Below are 18,413 nucleotides of genomic sequence, written 5' to 3' on the forward strand. Positions count from 1 at the left end.
TCTCCCGATTGAAATGAGAAAAACGACCATAAGGTCGGACCAACAGAGTGAGGAACTCAACATGTCGAACGAACTGGAATATCTGAGCCGGCGCGTTGCGTCCGGCAAGCTGAGCCGTCGCGATTTTCTCGGCCGGGCAGCAGCGCTCGGCGTCACCGCAACCTTCGCCAATTCGCTGCTATCCAGCGCTTCCCGCGCGGCGGGTCCGGTCAAGGGCGGCACGCTCAAGGCCGGCCTGGTCGGTGGCGAGTCCACCAACAGCCTCGATCCGGCGCTGTTTATGACGCAGGTGCCGTTCGCCTTCGGCAAGATGTGGGGCGAACTGATCGTCGAACTGTCTCCCGAAGGCAAGCTCGAGAACCGCATTGCCGAGGAGATCGGCTCGTCGGACGACGCCAAGACCTGGACGCTGAAGATCCGCGATGGCGTCGAGTTTCACAACGGCAAGAAGGTGACCGCAGAGGACGTGGCCGCCACCCTCGAACGCCATTCGGACGAGAAGTCGAAGTCCGGCGCGCTCGGTTACATGAAAGGCATCGAGAGCATAAAGGCCAGCGGCAAGGAAGTGGTGCTGACGCTGAAGGAGCCGAATGCCGACCTGCCCTACCTGCTTAGCGACTATCACCTGATCATCCAGCCGAACGGCGGCAAGGACAAGGCCGATGCCGGTATCTCGGCGGGTCCTTACAAGGTCACCACCAACGAGCCCGGCGTGCGCCATGGCGGCGAGCGCTTCGCCAATTACTGGCAGGGCGACAAGATGGGCCATGCCGACCAGATAGAGATCATCGTCATCAACGACGCCACGGCCCGCACGGCGGCGCTGCAGGGCGGCCAGGTCAACATGATCAACCGGGTCGAGCCGAAGATCGTCGATCTGATCAAGCGCGTGCCCGGCGTCACCATCCGCAACCATTCGGGACCCGGCCACTACGTCTTCATCATGCACTGCGACACCGCGCCGTTCGACAACAACGACTTGCGGATGGCGTTGAAGCTGGCGATCGACCGCGAGGAGATGCTGAACAAGGTGCTGCGTGGCTATGGCTCGCTCGGCAACGACTTCCCGATCAATGCATCGTACCCGCTATTCACCGAGATCGAGCAGCGCAAATACGATCCCGATAAGGCCAAGTTCCACTACAAGAAATCGGGCCATGACGGTGCCGTCCTGCTCCGGACGTCGGACGTCGCCTTCCCCGGTGCCGTCGATGCCGCACAGCTGTTCCAGCAAAGCGCGGCCAAGGCCGGCATCAAGCTGGAGATCAAACGCGAACCGGGCGACGGCTACTGGTCGGAAGTCTGGAACAAGCAGCCCTTCTGCGCCTCCTACTGGGGCGGCCGGTCGACGCAGGACCAGATGTACTCTACCGCCTATCTGTCGACGGCCGACTGGAACGACACACGTTTCAAGCGTCCGGATTTCGACAAGATGGTGCTGGCGGCTCGCGCCGAGCTCGAAGAGGCCAAGCGCAAGGCAATGTACCACGACATGGCTGTGATGGTGCGCGACGAGGGCGGCTTGATCCTGCCGATGTTCAATCAGTTCATCGACGCGACGGGCGCCAAGGTCGCCGGCTGGGTGGATGATCCGCATCAGGAGTTGATGAACGGATATGCTCTGGCGAAGTGCTGGCTCGAAGCCTGAGCCCGGCCTTGCGGATATGTCCTCACCCATCGTGAAACTGGTGGCCCAGCGCATTGCGCTGGGCATTCTGCTGCTGTTGGCCGTTTCGGTCCTGATCTTCGCCGGCACCCAAATCCTGCCCGGCGACGTCGCGCAAGCCATTCTCGGGCAGTCGGCGACACCGGAGTCGCTCGCCAATCTGCGCGAGCAGCTCGGCCTCAATGATCCCGCTTACATCCGTTATTTTCGTTGGCTCGGCGGCATCCTGACCGGTGATCTCGGCACGGCTATGTCGAGCGGTCAGGATATCGCAACCTCGATCAAGGGAAGGCTGTGGAACACGCTGTTCCTCGCCTTCTGGGCGGCGATCGTCGCGGTGCCGCTGGCGATCATCCTCGGCCTGATCGCGGTGCGCTACCGCAATGGCTGGGTCGACAAGCTGATCTCCGGGTTAGCGCTCGCCTCGACCTCGTTTCCGGAATTCTTCATCGGCTATGTGCTCGTCTTTTTCTTCGCGGTGCAACATCAATGGTTTCCCGCCATTTCCACGGTCTATGACGGGATGCCTTTCGGCGAACGCATTCAGGCCATAGCACTGCCGGCGGCAGCGCTGACCCTGGTGGTGCTCGCGCATATGATGCGCATGACGCGCGCTGCGATCCTCAATGTGATGCAGTCCGCCTATGTCGAGACCGCCGAACTGAAGGGGCTGTCGGCCTTCGCGGTCATCCGCAGGCATGCCTTCCCCAATGCCATCGCGCCGATCATCAACGTCGTGATGCTCAATCTCGCTTACCTGATCGTCGGCGTCGTCGTGGTCGAAGTTATCTTTGTCTATCCAGGCATGGGCCAATACCTCGTCGACCACGTCACCAAGCGTGACGTGCCGGTGGTGCAGGCGGTCGGGCTGATCTTCGCCGCTGTCTACATCAGCCTGAACATCATCGCGGACATAGCGGCGATCGTCGCGAATCCGCGCCTCAGACATCCGAAATGAGGGGGGCGGGTATGCTCGTCATCAAACGCATCCCCATCCCGGCATTGGTCGGCATCGTGCTGACGGCGCTGTTCGTGCTGGCAGCGATCTTTGCGCCGTGGATCGCGCCGCATGGCAATGCCGAGATCGTCAGCGACGTCCCTTGGGAACCGATGTCGGCGGCGCATTGGCTGGGCACCGACAATCTCGGCCGCGATCTGTTGTCGCGCATGATCTATGGCGCCCGCATCACCCTGTTCATCGCGGTGCTGGCGACCGCGCTGTCGTTCTCGCTCGGCGCCATCCTCGGCTTCTCGGCGGCGGTTTTCGGCGGCTGGTTCGACACGCTTCTGTCGCGTCTCGTCGATCTCCTGATGTCGATCCCGACGCTGATCATGGCGCTTGTGGTGCTGTCGGTGCTGCCATCCAATCTGGTGACGCTGATCCTGGTCATGGGCGTTCTCGACTCGACCCGCGTCTACCGCCTGTCGAGGGCGGTCGCCGTCGATATCAACGTCATGGACTATGTCGAGGCGGCCAAATTGCGCGGCGAAGGCAGCGGCTGGATCATCTTCCGGGAAATCCTGCCCAATGCGCTGTCGCCGCTGGTTTCGGAACTCGGCCTGCGCTTCATCTATGCCGTACTGTTCCTGTCGACGCTGTCCTTCCTCGGGCTTGGCGTGCAGCCGCCGGACGCCGATTGGGGCGGCATGGTCAAGGAAAACAAGGATGGCATCGTCTTCGGCATAGGCGCCGCCCTCATTCCGGCGGCGGCGATCGCAGCGCTGGCGATTTCCGTCAATCTCGTCGCTGACTGGGTGCTCAACCGCACGACAAGCCTGAAGGGAGGACGCGGGTAATGGCTGACAAGCAACCAAAGCCCGGGCAACCGAAGCCCGGGCAACCAAACTCCGGCGTGCTGCTCGACATCCGCAATCTGCGCATCGAGGCCACGGTATATCCGCCGGGTGAGGCGCCGAAGAACATCGTGCTGGTGCACGATGTCTCGCTGATTCTCGAAAAGGGCAAGGTGCTCGGATTGATCGGCGAGTCCGGCGCCGGCAAATCGACCATCGGCCTGTCGTCGATGGGCTACGGCCGCGGCGGCGTGCGCATCACCGGCGGCGAGGTCATCCTCAATGGCCGCGACATCCTGAAGGGCGGCAACGAAGGGTTTCGCAAATTGCGCGGCCGCGAGGTCTGCTATGTCGCGCAATCGGCGGCAGCCGCCTTCAATCCGGCGCACAGGCTGATGGACCAGGTGGTCGAGGCAGCACTCCTGCACGGCACGGCGACGCGGGCCGAAGCCGAAAAGCGCGCCGTGGCGCTGTTCAAGAAGCTCAGCCTGCCGAACCCCGAAAGCATCGGCGAGCGCTTTCCCCACCAGGTGTCGGGCGGTCAGCTGCAGCGCGTGATGACGGCAATGGCGTTGTGCTCGGAACCCGACCTGATCGTCTTCGACGAGCCGACCACGGCGCTCGACGTGACCACGCAGATCGATGTCCTGGCGGCGATCAAGGATGCCATCCGCGACACGCATGTCGCGGCGCTCTACATCACTCACGATCTTGCCGTCGTCGCCCAGGTCTCGGACGAGATCATGGTGCTGCGCCACGGCCGGCTGGTCGAATGGGGGGGCACCCGTCAGATCATCAAGGAGCCGCGCCAGGAATACACCAACGCGCTGGTTTCGGTGCATGAGATCGAACACCAGGAGCAGAAGCCCGGCACGAGCCCGTTCCTGTCGGTCAAGAACATCACCGCCGCCTATGGCCGCAGTCACATCAAGGTGCTGAAGAACGTCTCGGTCGATATTTTCCCCGGCCAGACGCTGGCGGTGGTCGGCGAGTCCGGCTCCGGCAAATCGACACTGGCGCGCGCCATCACCGGCCTCTTGCCGCCCGAACAAGGCACCGTCACCTTCGACGGACGGCCGCTCGCCAACCGGCTTGCCGACCGGCCGAAGGAGGACCTGCGCCAGCTGCAGATGATCTACCAGATGGCCGACGTGGCGATGAACCCGCGCCAGACGGTCGGCACCATCATCGGTCGGCCGCTGGAATTCTATTTTGGGATGCGCGGGCGCGAGCGCGACAAACGCGTCGCCGAACTCCTCGATAAGATCGAAATGGGTAAAGGCTATGTCGACCGCTATCCGGCCGAGCTTTCGGGCGGCCAGAAGCAGCGCGTCTGCATCGCCCGTTCGCTCGCCGCCAAGCCGAAGCTGATCATCTGCGACGAGGTGACCTCGGCGCTCGATCCGCTGGTCGCCCACGGCATACTGGAGCTGCTCCTCGGGCTGCAGAAAGAGGAAAACGTCGCTTATCTGTTCATCACCCATGATCTCGCAACAGTGAAATCGATCGCCGATTCGATCGCCGTGATGTATCGCGGCGAAGTGGTGCGCTACGGCGCCAAGAGCAAGGTGCTGACGCCGCCCTTCGATGCCTATACGGATCTTTTGCTATCGTCGGTGCCCGAAATGGAGATCGGCTGGCTGGAAAAGGCGATCAAGGGACGGCGCATGGCCAGCGCGGGAAATTAGACACTCCGTGGCGCTCGACACAAAACTGTTGCTCATCATCCTCGACGGCGTGCCTTACCGGAACTGGCGACGGCTGATGGGCAATCTCGAAGGCTGGGTGCAATCAGGCGAAGCCCGCGTATGGAAAATGCGTTCCGTGCTGCCGTCGACCTCGGCATCCTGCTATGCCTCGATCCACACCGGCGTGCCGCCGCAAGTGCACGGTATCCTGTCGAACGAGAACCGGTTTCGCGTCGAACAGCCGGACATCTTTTCCGAAGTCAGCAGGGCCGGCGGCAAGACCGGTGCGGTCACCCACTCCTACTGGTCCGAATTCTTCCGGGCCTATCCGTTCGACCTGGTCGAGGACATGGAGTTCGACCAGCCGGGCAGGCCGATCAGCCATGGCCGGTTCCACACCATGACCGGCTACAATGCCAGGAACCAGATGACGCCGAGCGACGTCGACCTGTTCGCGACGTTGACCATGCTGACCAGGCGCTACGGCATCGATTACGGCATCCTGCACAGCTGTACTCTGGACTCGATGGGCCACCGCTTCGGCCATGACTGCCACGAGATGGATCATGCCGTCTATGCAATGGACGCCATGCTCGCCGGCTTCCTGCCGCGCTGGCGGGAAGCCGGCTACGAGGTGATCGTCACCGCCGATCATGGCCAGACCGATCGCGGCCATCATGGCGGCCACGACGAGGAGATGCAGGATTTCGCACTTTACTACTTCGGATCCGGCGAGGGTCCGGAAGCCAGTACGCTGCTCGATCAGTTGCAGCTCGCGCCGACGGTGCTTGCGCGCCTCGGCGTGCCGGTGCCGGCGACGATGAAGGCAAAGCCGTTCCTGAGTTGAGCGCGCGCCCTCTTCTCCCTCTGGCAACGCTCCCGCTCTTCAGTTAGCCTCCGCAGATATACGGGCGGATGCGGTGAACCTTTTTGGGCCGATCAGCGACAGAGCAGGCAGGAGCCAGGCGGCTCGACCGGCGATGACGGCCGCGGAGACCGATCGCGCGCTTGTCGAGCGGGTCGCGAAAGGCGACCGTGCCGCCGTGCGGCTCCTGTTCATGCGCCACCACGCGCGGGTCTACCGCTTCGTGGCACGCCAGACGGGATCGGAACTGATGGCCGACGATATCGCGAACGAGGTGTTCCTCGAACTCTGGCGGCAGGCACCGGCCTTCGAGGGGCGCTCGGAGGTTTCGACATGGCTGCTCGGCATTGCCCGCTTCAAGGCGCTGTCCCTGCTGCGCAAGAAGAAGGAAGACTGGATCGACGACGATGACGCGGCCCAGGTCGCCGACGGCGCCGACACGCCTGAAGTCGTGACGATGAAGGAAGACAAGGCCGCCGCCTTGCGACACTTTATCGATGCCATGCCGGAAGAGCACCGCACGGTGATCGACCTTGCCTATTATCACGGGCAATCGGTGAGCGAGATCGGCGAGGTACTCGGCATCCCGGTCGCAACGGTCAAGACCAGGATGTTCTACGCCCGCAAGAAACTCGGCGAAGCCCTCAAGGCCGCCGGTTACGACAGGGGGTGGCCATGAGCGCCGCTGAAAAGATGTCACGCCGCGACGAAATGGAAATGCTGCTGCCGTTTTATCTGAACGGCTCGCTGGAGGGCACCGAGCTCGAAGCCATCGAGGAATGGCTGACGAGCGATCCGGCGGCGATGGCCGCACTAGGCGAGGCCGAGGCCGAATTCTCCGGCACCGCTGCCGCAAACGAGGCAATCCGCCCGCCGGCCGATGCGCTCAGCCGCTTTGCCAAGGCGCTCGACGCCGAGGCCGGCCCGTCCCGCGCGCCGGCGGCATCGTCCTGGCTGGCGCAAGCCTGGAGCCGCTTCATGGCGGTGCCCGCCGGCGTCGCCTGGGCCGCGGCCGCGGTGCTGCTGGCCCTGGTCGTCGCGCAATCCTTTGTGCAGACCGGCAACAGAGGTGGCGATTTCGAGATTGCCGGATCGGAGGACGATCTGGCCAAAATGCCGTTTGCACTGGTGAAGTTCAAACCGGATGCGAAGCTGTCCGATATCGTCGCTTTTCTCGACCAGAACCAGTTGAAGATCGCTGGCGGGCCGACCGCCGACGGCGTCTTCCGCGTCGGCGTCCCGGCCGAGACCGCCGCCGACTATCAGAAGCTGCTTGGCCTTATCGCCGCCCAGCCTTTCACCGAAGCTGCCCTGGAGGGAAGGAAACCGGCTGATGGCGGCTGAGGCGGTCATTCGATTGACGGCGGCGATCACAATCTTCGCCGCGTCTGCCGTTGCACAAACCAACGATCCTAACCTCACCCAGGCTGAGATCGACTGCCTGAACCGGGGAAATGCTGCCAACGCCGACTGCGCCAAGGATGGCGGCGGCGTGAAGGATGGCGGCAAAGCGCCGGCTCATGGAACGACGGGCGCGGTGTTTCTTCCGGGCTTGATTGTCGACCTGTTCCCCAATCCTGCCGTAGTCACCGAGGCGCCGATACCTCCTGGCAATACTGCAACCCCACCCGCCGTCGCGCCGGCAATACAGGCTGCGGTGCCGGGCGGTGCGGTGGTTGCGCCGACCGATCTTGTGGCAACCGAGCCGCCGCGCGCCGTGACCGGCGATTTCGTGCCCGACGAGGTGCTGGTCACCGTCAATGGCGATGCCGGCGCGGTCCAGCAGATCGCGGCCTCGTTCGGCCTCGAGATACGCTCGCAGCGGCAGTCGCGGCTGCTCGGCAACACGCTGGTGCGCTTCGGCATTCCCGATGGCCGCCCGGTCGGCGTCGTGCTGGCGCAGCTCGCCGCCGACGGCCGCACTTTGCGGCGTGAGGCCAACCATGTCTACTCGCTGCAGCAGGCGGCCAGCATCGCCAATTATGCGTTCGAGCGCATCGCGCTCGATGCCGACAAAGCCAGCGGCGAGAATGTGCGCGTCGGCGTCATCGACACCGGCATCGACGACGGCAATCCGGCGCTCTCCGGCGTCATCGCCGGGCAGTTCGATGCCATGCCCGACGTGCCGATCAAGGCGCGCGACCACGGCACTTCGGTCGATGGACTGATCGCCGGCACCGGCGCGTTCAAAGGCATGGCGCCGGGCGCCAGGATCTATCATGCCCGCGCCTTCGAGGGCGGCAAGTCGACCATGGACGTCGTCCTTTCGGCGCTTGACTGGGCGGCGGAGCAGGATGTCCGCATCATCAATATGAGCTTCGTCGGCCCGAAGAACGACCTGCTCGGCATCGCCTGCCGCAATGCGCGTGCGCTTGGCATCGTGCTGGTTGCGGCCGCCGGCAATAACGGACCGAAGGCGCCCTATGGTTATCCGGCCGCCTTCGACGGCGTGATCGCGGTGACGGCCACCGATGCCAAGGACGGGCTGATGCCGCAGGCCAATCGCGGCGCCTATGTCTTCATCTCCGCTCCCGGCGTTGAGATGGTGGCGCCGAGCGGCGCCGGCTCGGACGTGGTGACCGGGACGTCCTTCGCCGCGGCGATCGTGACCGGCGCCGTCGCCAATCTGTTGCATGCCGCGCCCGACCGCTCCGCCGACTGGGTCGAGAAAGCACTTGCCGCCACGGCAAAGGATCTCGGCGCGAAGGGGCGGGACAATGACTTCGGCTACGGGCTTCTGAACACCAAGGCGGCCGAGGCGGCGAATGAATAGCCCGCTCAGGACGCGTTTTGCTGAGGACGTAGGAGAAAATAGAATGCGGCGACGTGCGTTATCATCAGCAGCGGTACGTAGATGATCGGGATCGCGTAGGTGGCGCCCAGTTCGCCTGCGCGTGCAGGAAGGCCGATCTGAATGGCGTGGTAATAGTCGACGATGAGGTCGACCGTCCCTGCGACGTTGAAGGCGACGACCAACGGCCAGAAGAGCGGGCGTATCCTCACCGTGAGCAGCGCCAGCATGGCCAGCACGCCGGTCGCGAAATCGCCGTAGGCGGCGAACACGGCGAAATCAGCGGGCAGATTGGGGCTTACGACGCCCGGAACCAGGAAGACGAGCCCGAAGAAGCGGAAGCTGTGCAGCATAGCGATAGCGCGTTGCGCCGCGACCCGGTCCATCGACCTGAGCAACGGCAAACCGTACGCGCCGAAGCAAAGCAGCCACGCGACATAGCCGAGAACAAGATGGGTTTGGAACACCATTTCCGTGGACATTTGGCCTACTCTCAACAGTTGGTTCACGCGGCTTTAAGCCCGCTACCGCAATTCGACTATCCGGTGTAATCACAACAACCTATGAAGCAGAACTACACAGTCCGACATGGTGCGCTGGAGGGCGTCGAGGCGTTCCTGGCCGTCGCCAGGCGGCGTAACTTCCGCCGTGCCGCCGCCGATCTCGGCGTGACGCCATCGGCCGTGAGCCAAGCGGTGCGCGCGCTGGAAGCTCGCCTGGGCACGGCGCTGTTCGTCCGCACGACGCGGAGCGTTGGTTTAACCGAACCTGGCCAGCGGTTCCTCGACCGTGCCGGCCCGGCATTCGAGGAGCTCGTCGCGGCCGGCGAGGCCACTCGCGATATCGGCCAGCGGCCGACCGGTCTGCTGCGCCTGTCTGTGCCTCGCGCCATCGTGCCGCTGATGTTGGAGCCGGTGCTCGCGTCGTTCTGCCAAGCCTATCCTGAGATCGAACTGGAGATCGCCGTGAGCGACCAGATGGTCGATCTCGCGACCGGCGGGTTCGACGCCGGCATCCGCCTCGGGCAACTCATCGCCGCCGACATGGTCGCGGTGCGGCTGACCCCGCCGTTCTCGTTCGTAGTCGTCGGCAGCCCTGACTATTTTGAGCGCTACGGCCGTCCCGAGCGTGTCGACGACTTGCGCCACCACGCCTGCTTACGCTTGCGTCGCTCGAATGGCGCCATCGCGCCCTGGTCGTTCATCGACGGCAACGGTGCAATCGAAGCGATCGTCTCAGGCCCGCTGATCGCGCACGACTATTCGACATTGGTCGGGGCCGCGATGCGGGGCGTCGGGTTGGCGCAGACGCCGCGACCACTCGCCGAAGGTCCGATAGCCGAAGGAAAACTCCAGTCGGTGCTCGACGGCGTCGCCACGACGACACCGGGTGTCTTCCTTTATCATCCCGGCAAGCGCCAAGTCCTGCCGAAGCTGCGCGCCTTCATCGATCACCTCAAATCCGCGGCCTGAGACCAGGACGCACCCGCTGGTGCTGGCCAACAGCCGCCAAGAGTCGACCTCGGTCGTTCAGAGTGATTGCCTCTAGGCCGGCGCGCCGGCGACCGATCCCCTGACCACCAGGTCGACCGGCCAGACTTCGCCGCGAGCGCCCTCCTCCAGGCCGGAAATCCGCGCCGCCAGCCGTTCGGCGATGCGCGCGCCGGCGAGGCGGATCGACGAACGCGTCGTCGACAATGGCACCGAAAAATTTTCCGGCTTCAGCCAGGGAAAGACGTCGTCATGGGCGATCAGCGACAGGTCGCCCGGAATGGTCAGGCCGAGATCGCGCACCGCGCGCACCACGCCGAGCGCCATAATCAGGCTGGAGCAGGCGATCGCCGTCGGCGCGTCGCTTTGTTCCAGCAGACGCCTGGCGGCGCGGTAGCCGTTCTCCTCGGTCATGGTGAGGGAACAGACATGCTGATCTCGAAGCACCAGGCCGTTCGCCGCAAGCGCGCGGCGCACGCCGCGCTCGCGATGGATGGCGAAGGTCTCGCGATCGTCGCCGTTGATCAGCGCCAGACGCCTATGACCGAGCTGAACGAGTAGCCGCGCCGCCTCGTGGAAGGCGCCCTCATTGTCGATGTCGGTGAACGGATAGTCGAAATCGAAGCCTTCGCTGCGGCCATGGACGATGAAGGGAATGCCGAGCGTATTGACCAGCGCCACCCGCCGGTCGGCCGGCCTCGGCGACGAGATATAGACCGCGTCGACCTGCCGGTTGGCGACAATGCGGCGGTAGGTCGTCTCCTGGTCGTCGGCATCGGCCGGTGACAGCACCAGGTCGAGCTCGTGCGAACGCGCATAGTCGCCGAGGCCGGACAGGAACTCGACGAAATGCGGGTCGATGTCGACGGTCGTTCCCGTCGGCAGCACATAGCCGATCATGCCGGTCTTGCCGGTCGCCAGCCGGCGGGCGCTCGGATTGGGGCGATAGCCGTGACGCTTGGCGGCATCGACCACCCGCCGGCGCGTTTCCTCGTTGACTTCCGGGTAGCCGTTCAATGCGCGGCTCACCGTAGTCTGCGAAAGCGCCAGCATGTGGGAGAGCTGCTTGAGGTTCACCGGAGGCCTCCAACCTCAAAGCGCTTTTAATCTGAATCGAGCTAGCCGCTACGAACCGCGTTGCCGAGCGCACTGACCATACGCACGGTTCGGACCGGTTTGAAGCCGAATTTGCTGCTGCACCGCCAGAAACTGTGCTGCAGCGCACTTTCGCCGGCACTCGACCGCAGAAATTAAATCGATTAGTCTGGCTTTCTCTTGACTCCGGATCAATTCAGTGGCGAGATCAAAATCACCAAAGCGCTTTGGAAGACTCTACGAAAGGTTGCAGTTCCTTTCCGACTGAGTCACAGTCCTGCAGCGCCGGCGGACGGAATGGAGGTTTCGTTCGGTGTTTGTCACCACTGGGAGGGAATACCGATGAAGAAAATGCTTCTGCTGGGTGCTGCGTTCGCCACGCTTGCGCTCGCCATGCCGGCGCAAGCCGAACTGAAGTTCAAGCCGGGCGAAGATCCCCGTTTCAACTGGGCCAACTACGAAGAGCTCAAGAAAGTCGACCTCAAGGGCGAGACGCTGACGATCTTCGGGCCGTGGCGCGGCGAGGACGAAGGGCTTATCCGCACCGTCCTCGATTACTTCTCCGAAGCCACCGGCGCCGAGATCAAGTACTCCTCGTCGGAGAATTACGAGCAGCAGATCGTCATCGACACGCAGGCCGGCAGCCCGCCCAACATCGCCGTGCTGCCGCAGCCGGGCCTGATCCAGGATCTGGCATCGAAGGGTCTTTTGACGCCGCTCGGCGACGACACCGCCAACTGGGTCAAGGACAATTACGGCGCCGGCCAATCCTGGGTCGATCTCGGCACGTTCAAGGACAAGGACGGCAAGCCCGGCTTCTTCGCCTTTCCGTATAAGGCCGACGTGAAGTCGCTGGTCTGGTACTCGCCGGACAATTTCGAGGAAGCCGGCTACAAGGTGCCGAAGACGCAGGAAGAGCTTGCCGAGCTCGAAAAGAAGATCATCGCCGACGGCGGCACGCCATGGTGCATCGGGCTTGGTTCGGGCGGCGCCACCGGCTGGCCGGCGACCGACTGGGTCGAAGACATCATGCTGCGCACCCAGACGCCCGAGACCTACGACAAATGGGTGAAGAACGAAATTCCGTTCAACGATCCGGCAGTGGTCAACGCCATCGACATTTTCGGCAAGATCGCCACCGACGACAAGATGGTCGAGGGCGGCGCCAAGGCGGTTGCGGCGACCGATTTCCGTGACAGCCCGAAGGGCCTCTTCTCGGTGCCGCCAAAATGTTATCTGCACCATCAGGCATCGTTCATCCCGACCTTCTTCCCGCAAGGCACAAAGATGGGCGAGGATGCCGACTTCTTCTACTTCCCGCCTTACGCTTCCAAGCCCGAGCTCGGCACTCCGGTGCTCGGCGCCGGCACGCTCGCCATGATCACCAAAGACAGCAAGAGTGCCCGCGCGTTCATCGAATTCCTGAAGCTGCCGCTCGCTCATGAGATCTGGATGGCGCAGGGCGGCTTCGTGACGCCGTTCAAGTCGGTCAACAAGGACGCCTATGCCAGCGACGCGCTGAAGAAGCAGGGCGAGATCCTGGCCAACGCCTCGACCTTCCGCTTCGACGGGTCCGACCTGATGCCGGGCAAGATCGGCGCCGGTGCGTTCTGGACCGGCATGATCGACCTGGTCGGCGGCAAGTCCGCCCAGGACGTCGCCACCGACATCCAGAAAAGCTGGGACGCGATCAAGTAAGCGGCCGGCTTGAGTTCCCAATGTGATGTGGTCCGGGCCTCAAACGGCCCAGACCTTATCCGGTGCTTGGCGTCGCGTCGATTGTCGTGAGCACAACGCATTCCGGCATGACGCGCGCCCAGTGACCTGCTTTCCGGCTGGTCGCGCTCCAGACAACTGAATCGGCGCATGATCCCGTCGCCAAAGCCATTCTCGACTGGCGGATCCGTGCGCAGGGGGAGGGACCCATGGCGGCTCAGATTTTTTCGGCGATATTCGTCATCATCATCGGCGTGGGCGGCTGCGTCGCCTATTTCTGGGGCGCCAACAAGGCACTCGATACGATCTTTCCGGCACGTGGCGTTTCCGGCAAGGCGGCGATCAACAATCTGCGCCGGCAGGGGGTGATCCGACCCTGGCTGTTCGTCGGCCCGGCGATGATCATCCTCACGATCTACCTGATCTACCCGGTAGTGGAGACGCTGAGGCTGTCGTTCCTCGATCGCGGCGGCGCCCATTTCGTCGGCTTGGCCAACTATCAATGGGCGTTCGGCGACCGCGAGTTCCGCAACTCGATCCTCAACAACATCATCTGGCTGGCGGTGGTGCCGGCCGCCTGCACCTTCCTCGGGCTGATCATCGCCGTGCTCACCGACAAGATCTGGTGGGGCACCATCGCAAAAAGCCTGATCTTCCTGCCGCTCGCCATCTCGTTCGTCGGCGCCAGCGTCATCTGGAAATTCATCTACGAATATCGCGGCGAGGGCCAGACGCAGATCGGCCTGCTCAATGCCATCATCCAGTATTTCGGCGGCCAGCCGCAGGTCTGGATCTCGCTGCCGTTCTGGAACAACTTCTTCCTGATGGTCATCCTGATCTGGATCCAGACCGGCTTTGCCATGGTCATCCTGTCGTCGGCCTTGCGCGGCATTCCGGAAGAGACGCTGGAAGCCGCCGTCATCGACGGCGCCAACCCTTTCCAGATCTTCTGGAAGATCATGGTGCCGCAGATCTGGGGCACCATCGCCGTGGTCTGGACCACCATCACCATCCTGGTGCTGAAGGTTTTCGACATCGTGCTGACCATGACCAACGGCCAGTGGAACAGCCAGGTGCTGGCCAATCTGATGTTCGACTGGATGTTCCGCGGCGGCGGCGATTTCGGCCGCGGCGCCACCATCGCCATCATCATCATGATCGCGGTCATTCCGATCATGGTCTGGAACATCCGCCAGGCGAACAAAGAGACGGAAGGGCATTGAGATGGCCGTGTCGACGGGAAAGTCCTTTGTCAGCCGTTTCGGCGTCCATATCGCCGTCTTCATCTTCGTTGCGATCTGGACGATCCCGACGCTCGGCATTCTGGTCTCGTCGCTGCGCGACAAGGACCAGATCATCGCTTCGGGCTGGTGGAACTCGTTCACCAGTTCCAGCCAGACGGAGGCCGGACGGCTGCCGCCCGCCTCGGCGCAGGTCGAGAAGGACGGCAAGTTCGTTCTGCAAGGCAATATTTTCGGCGACGGTCCGGCCCGCAACATCAGCGCCTTCGGCGTCAAGTCGGCAGCGCCGACGCAATATCCCGCCGGCACGACAGCCGATCTCGGCGACGGCGTGACCCTGCAGCTCAATGCCGACGGCAGTTTCGTCATGACCTCGCCGAAGGCTTTCGAAGGCGAACGCGGCCAGCGCGTCTATTACGCCTCGTCGGCGCCGCCGAAATTCACCACCGACAATTACGACACGGTGCTGTTTTCGGAAGGCATCGGCCGCTCCTTCATGAACTCGCTGACCGTCACCATTCCGGCGACCGTCATCCCGATCCTGATCGCCGCGTTCGCCGCTTACGCGCTGGCCTGGATGCGCTTTCCCGGCCGGGCCCTGCTCATCGCCGTCATCATTGGCCTCCTGGTCGTGCCGCTGCAGATGTCGCTGATTCCGCTGTTGAAGCTCTATAACGGCGTCGGCAGCTTCTTCGGCGTGCCGTCGAAGACCTATCTCGGCATCTGGCTGGCGCATACCGGCTTCGGCCTGCCTTTCGCCATCTATCTTCTGAGGAGCTATATCGCCGGCCTGCCACGCGAGATCATGGAGTCGGCGCGCATCGACGGCGCCAGCGATTTCGAGATCTTCGTCAAGATCGTGCTGCCATTGTCGTTCCCGGTGCTGGCCTCGTTCGCCATCTTCCAGTTTCTCTGGGTGTGGAACGATCTGCTGGTGGCGATGGTTTTCCTTGGTACCGAGGGCGACCAGATCGTGCTTACCGCCAAGCTCAATGCGTTGCTCGGCTCGCGCGGCGGCGACTGGGAGATCCTGACGACATCGGCCTTCGTCACCATCATCGTGCCGCTGATCGTGTTCTTCTCGCTGCAGCGCTATTTCGTCCGCGGGCTGCTTGCCGGCTCGGTGAAAGGAGGTTGAGATCATGCAATCCGCTTTGAAGGCCATCCCGAAGCCAGATCTCGCTATAGATCGCGACTGGTGGCGAGGTGCCGTGATCTACCAGATCTACCCGCGCAGCTATCAGGATTCGAACGGCGACGGCATCGGCGACCTCAGGGGCATCATCGGCCGGCTGGCCTACATCGCCTCGCTCGGTGTCGACGCCATCTGGATCTCGCCATTCTTCAAATCGCCGATGAAGGATTTTGGCTACGACGTGTCGGATTATTGCGATGTCGATCCGATGTTCGGCACGCTGGCCGACTTCGACGCGCTGACCGCCGAGGCGCACCGGCTTGGCCTCAAGGTGATGATCGACGAGGTGCTCTCGCACACGGCCGACATCCATCCGTGGTTCAAGGAAAGCCGGTCGAGCCGCAGCAATCCAAAAGCCGACTGGTATGTCTGGGCGGATGCCAAGCCGGACGGCACGCCGCCCAACAACTGGCTGTCGATCTTCGGCGGCTCGGCCTGGCAGTGGGACACCAGCCGCCAGCAATATTATCTGCATAATTTCCTGGCCGAGCAGCCTGACCTCAACTTCCACAGCCGCGCGGTCCAGGACGCGCTGCTCGACGTCACCCGCTTCTGGCTGGAGCGCGGCGTCGACGGTTTTCGCCTCGATACCATCAATTTCTATTTCCACAGCCAAGGCCTGGAAGACAATCCGCCGCTGCCGCCCGAGCAGCGAAACGACCAGACGGCGCCGGCCGTCAACCCCTACAACTACCAGGACCATCTCTACGACAAGAGCCGGCCTGAAAACCTCGGCTTCCTCGAACGCTTCCGCGCCTTGCTCGACGAATATCCGGCGACGGCCGCGGTTGGCGAGGTCGGCGACTCGCAGCGTGGGCTGGAAGTGGTGGCGGCCTATACGGCCGGCGGCAAGCGCGTGCATATGTGTTACTCCTTCGACTTCCTGGCGCCGGAGAAGATCAGCGCGGCAAAGGTACGCTCGGTGCTGGAAACCTTCGGCAAGGTGGCCAGCGACGGCTGGTCGTGCTGGGCCTTCTCCAACCATGACGTGATGCGCCCTGCCTCGCGCTGGGCAGCCGGCGAGCCCGACCCGACCGCCTACCTCAAGGTCATCTCGGCGCTGCTGATGTCGTTGCGCGGCTCGGTCTGCATCTATCAGGGCGAGGAGCTCGGGCTCAGCGAGGCCGAGCTCAGCTTCGAGGATCTGCAGGACCCATACGGCATCCGCTTCTGGCCTGAATTCAAGGGCCGCGACGGCTGCCGTACGCCGATGGTTTGGGACGGCGCTGCCCGCAATGGCGGCTTCTCGACGGCAAAGCCCTGGCTGCCGGTGCCCAGCAAGCACCTTGCGCAAGCCGTCAACGTGCAGCAGGGCGACGACGGCTCGCTGCTCGAGCACTACCGGCGCTTCCTGGCTTTCCGCCGCGCCCATCCGGCACTGGCCAAGGGTGATATCGAGTTCATCGAAAGCGAGGGCGACACCGTCGCCTTCACCCGCCGCGAAGGCAACGAGCAGATCGTCTGCGCCTTCAATCTCGGAGCAAAGCCGGCCGAAGTCGACCTTGGCGGCCGCTCATTGCAGCCCTTGCCGGGACACGGGTTTTCGGGACAGACTGGCGCCGGCACTATCCGCCTCGGCGGCTACGGCGCCTGGTTCGGGCGTATCGACTGAATTCAAGGAAGAACTGGAGGGTACCATGGCCGATGTCACGCTAAGGCAAGTGAGGAAATCATATGGCAATCTCAACATTCTGCACGGCGTCGACCTCGACATAAAGTCGGGCGAATTCATCGTCTTCGTCGGTCCCTCTGGTTGCGGCAAGTCGACCTTGCTGCGCTGCATCGCCGGGCTGGAGGAGATCACCTCGGGCGAGCTCAAGATCGACGGCGAGATCGTCAACGACGTGCCGCCGTCAAAGCGCGGCATCGCCATGGTGTTCCAGTCCTATGCGCTTTATCCGCACATGACCGTCTACGACAACATGGCCTTCTCGATGAAGATCGGCAAGGAAAGCAAGGCCGAGATCGACAAGCGGGTGCGCCAGGCGGCCGAGATCCTGCAGCTGACCAAATATCTCGACCGCCTGCCCAAGGCGATGTCGGGCGGCCAGCGCCAGCGCGTCGCCATCGGCCGCGCCATCGTGCGCAATCCCAAGGTTTTTCTGTTTGACGAACCGCTATCCAACCTCGACGCGGCGCTGCGCGTCGCCACCCGCATCGAGATCGCCAAGCTCAAGGAGTCGATGCCGGCCACGACGATGATCTACGTCACCCACGACCAGGTCGAGGCGATGACGCTGGCCGACCGCATCGTCGTGCTGAAGGAAGGCCATATCGAACAGGTCGGCACGCCGATGGAGCTCTACAAGCGGCCCGGCAATCTTTTCGTCGCCCAGTTCATCGGCTCGCCGGCGATGAACATCCTGCCGGCGACGATCGACAAGACCGGCAACCCGACGGTCGTCAGCCATGTCGGCGGCCGCAAGGCAACGGTGCCGATCGCAACGCCTGCGTCGGCGAAAGGCGCAGCGGTGAGCTTCGGGGTGAGGCCGGAGGATCTGATGATTGCCACCGGCGCCGACTATTTGTTCGAAGGGACGGTCGATTACGTCGAGCAGCTCGGCGAGGTCCAGCTCGTCTATGTCGACATCGGCCGCACCGACCTGCCGCTGGTGACCAAGCTGCCGGGCAATGTCGAGATCAAGCGCGGAGCGACACTGCGGCTGACGGCGGACGCCGGAGACCTGCATATTTTCGACGCGGACGGGCGCTCTTTCGCGCTCCATGAAGCAGAAGCAAAGGCGGCTTGAAGCAGGCATTCTTCCGCCATGCAAGGGACAAGAGCCGGGGGGGGGGGGCGCCCGCCGGGTGTGGGGTAAGTAGATGGCCGCGGAAGGCGGGTAGAGCTTTGCTCGCGGCCCGGCAGCGGCGG

The 18,413-nt window shown here is 63.4% G+C and carries 16 protein-coding genes; 14 read left to right on the forward strand and 2 right to left on the reverse strand.

What is annotated here, in order from left to right; all coding sequences use genetic code 11:
- The first annotated feature begins 61 nt into the window (after nt 1-61).
- The 8 genes from NKH30_RS11930 to NKH30_RS11965 all read left to right on the forward strand — a co-directional run bounded on the left by NKH30_RS11930 (nt 62) and on the right by NKH30_RS11965 (nt 8,786).
- Complete coding sequence (locus NKH30_RS11930; RefSeq protein WP_352995548.1) at nt 62-1,648, forward strand: ABC transporter substrate-binding protein; 1,587 nt, start codon at nt 62-64, stop codon at nt 1,646-1,648.
- Nucleotides 1,649-1,664: 16 nt separating this feature from the next.
- The gene (locus NKH30_RS11935) at nt 1,665-2,624 is read left to right on the forward strand and encodes an ABC transporter permease (RefSeq protein WP_352469849.1); all 960 of its coding nucleotides are present in this window, start codon (nt 1,665-1,667) and stop codon (nt 2,622-2,624) included.
- Nucleotides 2,625-2,635: 11 nt separating this feature from the next.
- Nucleotides 2,636-3,463, forward strand: a complete 828-nt coding sequence (locus NKH30_RS11940) for an ABC transporter permease (RefSeq protein ID WP_352469848.1) — start codon at nt 2,636-2,638, stop codon at nt 3,461-3,463.
- A complete protein-coding gene (locus tag NKH30_RS11945) occupies nt 3,463-5,148 on the forward strand; it encodes an ABC transporter ATP-binding protein (protein WP_352995551.1) in 1,686 nt (561 codons plus the stop codon). Before NKH30_RS11940 ends, NKH30_RS11945 begins: the two co-directional genes overlap by 1 nt.
- A gap of 7 nt (nt 5,149-5,155) precedes the next feature.
- A complete protein-coding gene (locus NKH30_RS11950; protein ID WP_352995554.1) occupies nt 5,156-5,995 on the forward strand; it encodes an alkaline phosphatase family protein in 840 nt (279 codons plus the stop codon).
- A 133-nt stretch (nt 5,996-6,128) separates the two neighbouring features.
- On the forward strand, nt 6,129-6,692 hold the full coding sequence (locus NKH30_RS11955; RefSeq protein WP_352995557.1) for a sigma-70 family RNA polymerase sigma factor: 564 nt from the start codon (nt 6,129-6,131) through the stop codon (nt 6,690-6,692).
- On the forward strand, nt 6,689-7,357 hold the full coding sequence (locus NKH30_RS11960; protein WP_352469844.1) for an anti-sigma factor: 669 nt from the start codon (nt 6,689-6,691) through the stop codon (nt 7,355-7,357). Before NKH30_RS11955 ends, NKH30_RS11960 begins: the two co-directional genes overlap by 4 nt.
- Nucleotides 7,347-8,786: a S8 family serine peptidase gene (locus tag NKH30_RS11965; protein WP_352540349.1), complete on the forward strand. Its 1,440-nt coding sequence runs from the start codon at nt 7,347-7,349 to the stop codon at nt 8,784-8,786. The genes NKH30_RS11960 and NKH30_RS11965 overlap by 11 nt, the downstream gene beginning before the upstream one ends.
- Nucleotides 8,787-8,791: 5 nt before the next feature.
- Here the strand turns inward: NKH30_RS11965 and NKH30_RS11970 are convergent, their stop codons facing one another.
- The gene (locus tag NKH30_RS11970) at nt 8,792-9,286 is read right to left on the reverse strand and encodes a DUF8737 domain-containing protein (RefSeq protein ID WP_352540348.1); all 495 of its coding nucleotides are present in this window, start codon (nt 9,284-9,286) and stop codon (nt 8,792-8,794) included.
- A gap of 81 nt (nt 9,287-9,367) precedes the next feature.
- Here NKH30_RS11970 and NKH30_RS11975 point away from each other — a divergent pair, with 81 nt between their 5' ends.
- On the forward strand, nt 9,368-10,276 hold the full coding sequence (locus NKH30_RS11975; protein WP_352995561.1) for a LysR family transcriptional regulator: 909 nt from the start codon (nt 9,368-9,370) through the stop codon (nt 10,274-10,276).
- A 72-nt stretch (nt 10,277-10,348) separates the two neighbouring features.
- Here NKH30_RS11975 and NKH30_RS11980 read toward each other — a convergent pair whose 3' ends face one another.
- Nucleotides 10,349-11,371, reverse strand: a complete 1,023-nt coding sequence (locus NKH30_RS11980; protein WP_352681548.1) for a substrate-binding domain-containing protein — start codon at nt 11,369-11,371, stop codon at nt 10,349-10,351.
- A gap of 360 nt (nt 11,372-11,731) precedes the next feature.
- Here NKH30_RS11980 and NKH30_RS11985 point away from each other — a divergent pair, with 360 nt between their 5' ends.
- The 5 genes from NKH30_RS11985 to NKH30_RS12005 all read left to right on the forward strand — a co-directional run bounded on the left by NKH30_RS11985 (nt 11,732) and on the right by NKH30_RS12005 (nt 18,291).
- Nucleotides 11,732-13,087, forward strand: coding sequence for an ABC transporter substrate-binding protein (locus NKH30_RS11985; RefSeq protein WP_352681550.1), 1,356 nt, complete (start codon nt 11,732-11,734; stop codon nt 13,085-13,087).
- A 227-nt stretch (nt 13,088-13,314) separates the two neighbouring features.
- Nucleotides 13,315-14,328, forward strand: coding sequence for a carbohydrate ABC transporter permease (locus NKH30_RS11990; protein WP_352540346.1), 1,014 nt, complete (start codon nt 13,315-13,317; stop codon nt 14,326-14,328).
- A gap of 1 nt (nt 14,329) precedes the next feature.
- A complete protein-coding gene (locus NKH30_RS11995; RefSeq protein ID WP_352469838.1) occupies nt 14,330-15,484 on the forward strand; it encodes a carbohydrate ABC transporter permease in 1,155 nt (384 codons plus the stop codon).
- Nucleotides 15,485-15,488: 4 nt separating this feature from the next.
- Nucleotides 15,489-17,153, forward strand: a complete 1,665-nt coding sequence (gene bglA, locus NKH30_RS12000) for a beta-galactosidase BglA (RefSeq protein WP_352995563.1) — start codon at nt 15,489-15,491, stop codon at nt 17,151-17,153.
- Between the two features lie 25 nt (nt 17,154-17,178).
- Nucleotides 17,179-18,291: an ABC transporter ATP-binding protein gene (locus NKH30_RS12005; protein ID WP_352995566.1), complete on the forward strand. Its 1,113-nt coding sequence runs from the start codon at nt 17,179-17,181 to the stop codon at nt 18,289-18,291.
- The last annotated feature ends 122 nt before the right edge of the window (nt 18,292-18,413 follow it).

Origin of the sequence: Mesorhizobium sp. M1273 (assembly GCF_040318195.1) — a bacterium.
In the GTDB taxonomy this organism is placed as follows: domain Bacteria; phylum Pseudomonadota; class Alphaproteobacteria; order Rhizobiales; family Rhizobiaceae; genus Mesorhizobium.